Here is a 1,295-nt window from a genome sequence, read left to right as displayed (position 1 = left end):
TCTTTATCGACTACTGCGGGCCCACGGTGCCCATCGTGTCGCCGACTACGGGTGAGGTCCGTCAGGCACAAGTCTTTGTCGCCGTGCTCGGTGCGTCCAACTACACCTTTGCCGAGGCCACCTGGTCCCAGTCACTGCCGGACTGGCTGCAAAGCCATGTCCGTGCCTTTGAGTTTTTCGGCGGGACACCGGTACTGCTGATCCCCGACAACCTCAAGAGCGGTGTCAGCAAGGCTTGCCGATACGATCCCGAGCTCAACCCCAGCTACCAGCAGTTGGCCGAGCACTATCAGGTGGCGGTGATGCCAGCTCGCCCTTACAAGCCTAAGGACAAAGCCAAGGCCGAGGTGGGTGTGCAGATCGTCGAGCGCTGGATCCTGGCTCGTCTACGCCATCAGACCTTCTTCTCGCTTGCCGAGCTAAACCAGTGCATCCGGGCTTTGTTGAATGAGCTCAACGAGCGCCCGTTCAAGCAGCTGCCCGGTAACCGACGCGAGGCGTTTGAGCAGTTGGACCGCCCGGCACTGGGGTCACTACCGGTGCATCCCTATCGCTATGTCGCCATCAAAACGGTCAAGGTCAACATCGACTATCACGTCAGCTATGAGCAGCACCATTACTCGGTGCCGCACCAGTATGTGGGTCAGCAACTGGAGCTCCATGCGGGCGATACCCTGCTTCAGGTCTATCACCAGCAACAGCTGGTCGCGAGCCATCCGCGTAAAACCATCCCGGGGATGAGCACACTCCCTGAGCACATGCCGGAACGTCACAGCAAGCAGCAACGCTGGACGCCAGGGCGTCTTAAGCAGTGGGCTGCCGACATCGGACCGGGCACCTTGTGCTGGGTTAGCGAACGGCTGGCAGAGAAAGCCCATGCCGAGCAGGCATACCGACTCTGCCTGGGACTGCTGAGTCTTAGCCGGGAGTATCCGCCATCACGAGTCGAAGCCTGTTGCCAGCTGGCCAACCGGGAAGGACTGGTGCGGCTCAAGCAGCTCAAGTCGGTGCTGACCAGTGGCCGCGACCAACTGCCCGCAAGTCCGCTCAGTTATCCAGAACTGCCGCAAGAGCACGAGAACATCCGCGGCCCCCAGAGCTTCCACTAAAGAGGATACGTCCCATGACCCAACAAACGCTGACCCGCTTGAGACACCTGAAACTGACTGGCATGGCGGATGCCGTGCAACAACAACTGGAACAGGCAAGTACCTACGAAGGGCTGCCCTTCATCGAGCGGCTAAGCCTGCTGGTCGAACACGAACAACTGAGCCGGGAGCAGCGTAAACAAGCTC

General features: G+C 60.0%; 2 protein-coding genes. Both read left to right on the top strand.

All coding sequences use genetic code 11. The annotated features are described in order from the left end of the window. On the top strand, nucleotides 1-1,109 hold a 1,109-nt coding region (istA, locus tag C3418_RS23545), incomplete at its 5' end, for an IS21-like element ISAs29 family transposase (protein WP_103859380.1). Nucleotides 1,110-1,123: 14 nt separating this feature from the next. Further along, a partial coding sequence (locus tag C3418_RS23540) for an ATP-binding protein (RefSeq protein WP_181023152.1) occupies nucleotides 1,124-1,295 on the top strand: 172 nt, incomplete at its 3' end.

It is taken from the genome of Aeromonas sp. ASNIH8 (genome assembly GCF_002919855.1).
In the GTDB taxonomy this organism is placed as follows: domain Bacteria; phylum Pseudomonadota; class Gammaproteobacteria; order Enterobacterales; family Aeromonadaceae; genus Aeromonas; species Aeromonas caviae.
Note: the sequence above shows the minus strand (reverse complement) of the source record. Positions and strands in the feature narration are given on the sequence as shown.